The 6493-nt window shown below is 49.7% G+C and carries 6 protein-coding genes; 1 reads left to right on the top strand and 5 read right to left on the bottom strand.

Translation table 11 applies throughout. The annotated features are described in order from the left end of the window. Positions 1-98 precede the first annotated feature (98 nt). The 4 genes from HJV72_RS13220 to HJV72_RS13205 form a co-directional block, all read right to left on the bottom strand. The gene (locus tag HJV72_RS13220; RefSeq protein ID WP_208071572.1) at positions 99-770 is read right to left on the bottom strand and encodes an ABC transporter ATP-binding protein; all 672 of its coding nucleotides are present in this window, start codon (positions 768-770) and stop codon (positions 99-101) included. Positions 771-781: 11 nt separating this feature from the next. Beyond that, positions 782-2980 carry an ABC transporter permease gene (locus HJV72_RS13215; protein WP_208071571.1) on the bottom strand — a complete coding sequence of 733 codons (2199 nt, stop codon included), beginning with the start codon at positions 2978-2980 and terminating at the stop codon, positions 782-784. 92 nt (positions 2981-3072) lie between these two features. Continuing rightward, on the bottom strand, positions 3073-4074 hold the full coding sequence (locus tag HJV72_RS13210; protein WP_208071570.1) for a sensor histidine kinase: 1002 nt from the start codon (positions 4072-4074) through the stop codon (positions 3073-3075). Continuing rightward, the gene (locus HJV72_RS13205; protein ID WP_227184460.1) at positions 4067-4768 is read right to left on the bottom strand and encodes a response regulator transcription factor; all 702 of its coding nucleotides are present in this window, start codon (positions 4766-4768) and stop codon (positions 4067-4069) included. The genes HJV72_RS13210 and HJV72_RS13205 overlap by 8 nt, the downstream gene beginning before the upstream one ends. 171 nt (positions 4769-4939) lie before the next feature. On the opposite strand from HJV72_RS13205, the gene HJV72_RS13200 reads away from it, so the two are divergent. Continuing rightward, positions 4940-5674: a tRNA 2-thiocytidine biosynthesis TtcA family protein gene (locus HJV72_RS13200; RefSeq protein ID WP_208071567.1), complete on the top strand. Its 735-nt coding sequence runs from the start codon at positions 4940-4942 to the stop codon at positions 5672-5674. A gap of 102 nt (positions 5675-5776) precedes the next feature. Here the strand turns inward: HJV72_RS13200 and HJV72_RS13195 are convergent, their stop codons facing one another. After that, a complete protein-coding gene (locus HJV72_RS13195) occupies positions 5777-6424 on the bottom strand; it encodes a cytidylate kinase-like family protein (protein ID WP_208071565.1) in 648 nt (215 codons plus the stop codon). Between the last annotated feature and the right edge of the window lie 69 nt (positions 6425-6493).

Here is a 6493-nt window from a genome sequence, read left to right as displayed (position 1 = left end):
ACAGGCTTAGGAATCTGTGTGATAGTCGCAGTTCCCGGACGCATCGGAGCATCTGTCCCATACCTCCCCATCGGCGTCTTAGTTTACTAAACCCACACTTAATATCTGCCAGTAAGCTTTCCGTCCTCTAGGTAGAGGATGCGGTCGCTCTGCAGCGCTATGCTTTCATCGTGGGTGATTACAATGAGGGTCTGGCGGTATTTCCGGTTGGATTTTTTTAGCAGCGAGATGATATCTTCACTGTTTTTCCTGTCCAGGTTTCCTGTCGGTTCATCTGCAAGGACAAGTGCGGGATGCATGATCAGTGCCCGCCCTATGGATACCCGCTGCTGCTGCCCTCCAGACAGCTGGCTCGGCAGATGGTGCAGCCGCTCTTTAAGGCCAAGCGTTCCTATCAATTCATCCAAGTATGCGGAATCTGGCTTCTGTCCATCAAGAAGCAAGGGAAGCGTAATATTTTCCTGCACGTCCAGGATTGGAATCAGATTATAAAACTGATATATCAGTCCTACCTGCCTCCTTCTAAAGATTGATAATTTTGATTCATCCATACAGCCAAGGTCCACGCCTTCCACAAAGATCTTGCCAGATGTAGGTGCGTCCACACCTCCGAGCATGTGCAGGAGCGTAGATTTGCCGGAGCCGGACGGACCAATGATAGCGACAAATTCCCCCTTTTCCACTGTAAAGGAAACATTGTCCAGCGCCTTCACTTCATTATCACCTGTTCCGTATATCTTGCTTACATTTTCTACTTTCAGAAGTTCCATCTATACCCCTCCTATACCGTTTCTTCTTTGATGATGTCAATAAGCTGAATTCTCTTAACATTTCTGACTGACAGATACACCGATATCAGGATAAGTACAAGGAATACAATTGTTTCCATCAAGACAATCTGATATGGGAATATCGGTTCCACCGCCTGTTCCTTTCCCCATGACAGGAAAAGTACGAGAGCCAGCAGAACACTGGCAGCAAGACCAGACGCATACGCACATGTCGTACATATGAGATTCTCCATAAAGAGCATCTTTGCTATCTGGCGTCTGTTCATGCCGACGGATAGCAGCACGGCAAATTCCCGCCGGCGCGTCTGCACCGAAGATGTAATAGTCTTAATCATCTGGAAAGTACTTATCACCGTCATAAAGATAAGGACTCCGTAGGTAAAAAGGTGCCTGAGAAGGGGGAAGGGTTCTGTGAGCGCCCCGAGTATGTGAGAGGGATAGCTGCTGTAGGTATAGTCGACGGCAGACCAGTCAAAATTGTCGATATCCATTTCACTCCCGTCAGACAGCCCATACTTCACTCCGATTTTACCAATCTCTTTCTGCAATCTGCCGATTTCTTCATTCCGGGTCTGAAGGGTGTTCTGCATCGCAGCATCTGAGAGGAAAGAGAAGGATGACGCTGCAAGCTTCAGGCTTCGAGTAGTAGTGTTCCCATATTGTACCACGGCAGGGAACAATACATTGTCAGGAATCTCCGGGACTTTGCTTCTTACTTTTAACGCCAGCCTGCGGTAAGTTCCGGATGGTTCCTTCGGAAAGTTTTTATTATTGACAAGACGTTCCAGAGCCTGCCGCGTCGTGTAAAAATATATCGTATTCGGTTCCTCAAGAGCACTGACGATATAGCACGGCGCTGTCTTTGTGGTTACGCCCAGCACCTGGAACTCCCATTCTTCAAACGCATCCACCTGCTCTCCCTGAGAATCCGCTACCGGGTACAGCCACTGACCGGCATCCGAGCATACAGACAGAGGACCTGCCACATGTTCTGAAAGTACGCTCCTGTACTTCGTAGTACGGCCCGTCTTGGCGACCGGATAATCTTCAATCAGTACCGGAATCGCTCCGCCTTCCTCGTCCCAGCTGCCGGAGATTCCTGCTTTATCCAGATAATTGCGGAATCCATCATCCTCCAGGCCGATGAGGACAAGATTCATCGCATATCCGCATTTCTCATCTCCCTTTACGCTCCCTATTGTGATAGGGTTCTTGTAAGAGGTTCCCAGTATATAGCTCTCATACTTTTTCAGCTTCGGATTGATGTCTTTTGCTTCGAAAAGCACAGTGCCCATATCTGCCCGTTCCTGGATGGAATATTCTTCTATGCCGGGAAGTGTGACGACCTCTGCGATAAAGTCCTCCCACGCATCGTTTCTTTTATTATATTCTTCTTCCAGAACCAAATCCGCATTATCTTTCGGACGCCTGTCCCGGGCTTCGTAGCGGCCGTCCAGGTAATTCATATAGATATATCCATCCAGGAATAAGAGCATGGATATTATAAATGAAATCCCGGTGATGAGATAACGTCGCTTAAAGAATAGGATATTCTTCAGCGCAAGCTTCCCTTCTGCCTTAGAATGGCGTTCAATCCAGCCGGGAAGCATGACCGGCTTCTTGAAGCTTCTTTTATCCGTCACGTTGCGTATAAGACTGATGACGGGACCCTTGCCGGTACTTCCGGTACTTACGATTCCTGTCAGCAGTACGGCGGTACATTCGCACAGAAATATGAGCAGCAATACGCGCCAGGACACGACGGTGCGGAACGGGAATATGAGGACTGACAGCAGCACGCCCGTTCCGATACCGGCAGGGATACCGACGCCTCCCAATATGACCGTCTCCAGCAATGCAATCTTCCTTCTCTGGTACGGCGTAGCCCCGACGCTGGCCAGAATGCCAAGATAGCGTCCTCTGTCCCTGGATGACATGATGAGCATATTATACAGAAATATGACAAGGACCGCCAGCACGACAGCCATCATGCCGGATGCGGCGCTTAGCAGCGGCTTTACATCTTCCCGTGCCACATCCGCCGCTTGCAGCCTCTGCACGAAGGATGCCATGAAGACGGATAGCATTGTGAGCAGCACGGTAGCGGTCCATATGCCTGCCGCTGCTGCCAATGTCCGTTTTTTATAATGTTTCAGATGCCGGATAGTCAATGTCTGGATGATATCCATATGATGCCTCCTTCCTTACAGCGTTCTTTCGCTATAATTCCAGTATAGACAGGGAAGGTGACAGCGAAGTGACAGATAAGGTGACAATATTGTCACATATTGCAATGGTAGAATTTGATTATAAATACCGTATATCTTCCGTAGACAGATTCAATCTCTATCGTCCCGTCCTGCGCGGCAATCAGCTGCTTTGCCATGGCAAGCCCGATGCCCACGCTGTCAGGGGAAGCATTGGAACCTTTGTAGAAGCGTTCGAATACATGCGGCCTGTCCTCTTCGCTGATGCCGCCCCCTTCATCTTGAATCGTGATACCAGTATAGACGGGATTCTCCCTGACACTGACCGTAATCGTTCCGCCGCGCGGAGTGTGTTCCATACAGTTCTTCAATATATTGGATACTGCCTCGCTGCTCCAGTGCAAGTCCCCCTTGAATGCGGCGGACAGTTCATCGGGAACCACCAGATGCTGCCCCCGCAGTTCCATCGGTACGAGAAGATGCTCCGATGCCAGACGAATCAGGTCCGACACCTTTACCGTCTCCTTCTTCAGCGTGATAGCTCCCGCGTCAATCCGTGACATCGTAAGCATCGCAGACAGCAGCCATTCCATGCGGGACAGCTGAGTGTGGAGCGCCCGCGTAAATTCCAGACGCTTCTGCGGCGGGAGCGCCTCATCTTTCAGCAGATCGACCATCACGTTCATGGATGTCATCGGCGTCTTAAGCTGGTGGGAGATGTCCGATATCGTGTCGGCGAGGAACTGCCTGTCCTGCTTAAGAAGTTCTGACTGGGAATGGCACGTGGCGAGCAGTTTATAGAGCTCGCTCTTCAGTACGCTCAGTTCTCCCTCCAACTGGTCAGGCACCTCAAGCGGCAGCATATGCATCTGTGCCTTTCGAAGAAATTCCGACAGCGTTCTGAGCTTCCTATAACGGTAGCGTGCAAAAGCAGAGAAACAGGCAATATACAGAATTCCGTCTGCAAGCACGACATACCCGCCCAAAGCCGGTACGCGTATGCACGCGGCCGCAGAGAGGGTGGAAAGGATGAGGATAAATATAATGGCATATAAGATCTCTCTATTCTTAAACATGTGATTCTCCTATCTTGTAACCAAGCCCGCGCACGGTCTGTATGATGCAAGGATGGCCCGGATGTGTCTCCAGCTTGTCCCTCAGCCGCTTGATATACACGGTCAGCGTATTGTCGTTTACATACTCTCCTGCGATGTCATAGATATGGGAAAGCAGCTGCTCTCTCGTCACGATCTGCCCTTCATGGCGGATAAGATAAAGAAGAAGCTTGTATTCCAGCGCGCTGAGACAGATCTCTTCTCCCCGGCAGTATACCTTGCCTTCTGCCGTAAGAACCTTGATATCCCCTGCATGGTAGACAGACGAAGGCCCGCTGTCCTGCCGGCCGTCATAACGCCGCAGCACGCTGCGTATGCGCGATATGAGCTCCCGGACCCGGAAGGGCTTCACGACATAATCATCCGCTCCGATATCCAGCCCCATGACGATATTGGCCTCCTCGTCACAGGCCGTCAGAAAGATAACCGGTACGTCATGGTATCTCTTGACTTTTCTGCACAGATCATAACCGGTCCCATCCGGCAGCATGACATCAAGCAGATACAGGCCGATGTCCTTCTTCCCGAGATATGGCTGCGCTGCCGACATGCTGCCGGCATGTATGAGCCGGAATTCTTCCTGTTCCAGCGTATAGGCAACTGCATCAGCAATCGCCCTGTCATCTTCTACGATTAATATATTCGTCTTTTCCATCTTATCAACCTCTCGTTCCATTTTACATGATAGCACATCCTGAGTCAAATACCCCGCCCGGCTCGCTGCCTTCGCTAGAATCAAGCTTGTAATATCTGTGGAAATATTATAAGATTAGCAGGTACGGAACTAATACCGGCAAAGAGATAAGCAGAAAGGAATTATTGACATATGAAACTGCAGCAATTGTTAAGCTATACGAGAAAGGCGGTCGAGGAGTACGGCATGATTGAGGAAGGAGACCATATCGCAGTCGGCATATCCGGCGGAAAGGACAGTCTGACGCTGCTGTATGCGCTGCACGGCCTCAGACGGTTTTATCCGAAGAAGTTTAAGCTGAGCGCGGTAACGGTGGACCTCGGGTACAGCGAATGTGATTTCACTCCCGTCATCCGGCTGTGTGAAGATCTCGGCGTGCCTTACCATATAGTCAAGACAGATATTGCCCATATTCTTTTTGAGGAACGAAAGGAAAGCAACCCTTGTTCCCTCTGCGCGAAGATGAGGAAAGGTGCCCTGAACCAGGCCGTCAAAGAGATGGGCTGCAACAAGGTGGCCTACGCCCACCATAAAGATGACATCATTGAGACGATGCTGCTCTCCCTATTATTTGAAGGAAGATTCTATTCCTTTTCGCCGCGTACATATCTGGACCGTATGGATCTGACTGTCATCCGCCCAGTCATGTATGTGGACGAGTCGGACATCATAGGCTTTAAGAACAAATATGACCTGCCGGTCGTGGCGAGCAGATGTCCGATTGACGGATATACGAAACGGCAGTATGCGAAAGAGCTCGTCAGGCAGCTGAATGCTGAACATCCGGGGGCGAAGCAGCGGATGTTTACCGCAATCTTAAACGGCAGCATAAAAGGATGGCCTGAACGTATCCCGCACATAAGATGACGGCCTGCGTCTGTTTGGCTGTTATTGAAATACAGGTGACATTGAAGGGAGGGAAGCAGGCCTGCTTCCCTCCCTTCAATGTTCTATGCTTAACCTTTTCGGTTAAAGTTTCCTGTCGAGTCCTCTTTCTTTCAGTTCTACCAGCCTCTTGATGGCCTCTGCGGTACCTTCGATGCCGAGCACGGAACTGTCAAGACATATGTTGTAGCTTTCCGCATCCGCCCATTTTTTGTTCGTGTAGTAGTTATAGTAGCTCGCGCGCTTCTTATCCGTCTTCTGGCACATATCTTTTGCCTTTGCATCCGTCAGTTCATAGATACGGGCGATACGCCTTATACGTGCATCCAGGCTGGCATGGATAAATACGGTCAGTACGTTCTCATATTCCTGGAGCGCATAGTCTGCACATCTGCCCACGAGAATACAGGGACCTTCATCTGCAATCTTCTTGATTGCGTCGAACTGTGCCAGAAATACCTTGTGGTTGATAGGCATATCCGTATAGCTGCCGCTGGAATATCCAAGCGAATACGTATCCATGACGAGGGAATACAAAAAACTGTTAGTGGGTTTCTCATCATGTGTCTCAAAGAGCTCCTGGCATATGCCGCTCTCTTTCGCCGCTCTGTCAAGCATCTCCTTATCATAGAGTTTAATTCCCAGGTCTTTCGCAACCTTATAGCCGATTTCGCGCCCTGCGCTTCCGAACTGCCTTCCTATCGTAATAATTGTATTAGTCTTTTCAGCCATGCAATCACACTCCTTTGTAAGTATGCCTATATTATATAACAATATATCTCAAAAGTACACGATTTTCCG

This window comes from Extibacter sp. GGCC_0201 (genome assembly GCF_017566055.1).
Taxonomy (GTDB): Bacteria; Bacillota; Clostridia; order Lachnospirales; family Lachnospiraceae; genus Extibacter.
The sequence above is the reverse complement of the archived record's forward strand: the minus strand, read 5'-3'. Positions and strand labels throughout refer to the sequence as shown.

Bases quoted from the DNA above. Each gene is read 5' to 3' on its own strand.
- HJV72_RS13200 (WP_208071567.1), top strand. From the start codon at position 4,940: ATGAAACTGCAGCAATTGTTAAGCTATACGAGAAAGGCGGTCGAGGAG.
- HJV72_RS13220 (WP_208071572.1), bottom strand. From the start codon at position 770: ATGGAACTTCTGAAAGTAGAAAATGTAAGCAAGATATACGGAACAGGT.
- HJV72_RS13210 (WP_208071570.1), bottom strand. From the start codon at position 4,074: ATGTTTAAGAATAGAGAGATCTTATATGCCATTATATTTATCCTCATC.
- HJV72_RS13205 (WP_227184460.1), bottom strand. From the start codon at position 4,768: ATGGAAAAGACGAATATATTAATCGTAGAAGATGACAGGGCGATTGCT.
- HJV72_RS13195 (WP_208071565.1), bottom strand. From the start codon at position 6,424: ATGGCTGAAAAGACTAATACAATTATTACGATAGGAAGGCAGTTCGGA.
- HJV72_RS13215 (WP_208071571.1), bottom strand. From the start codon at position 2,980: ATGGATATCATCCAGACATTGACTATCCGGCATCTGAAACATTATAAA.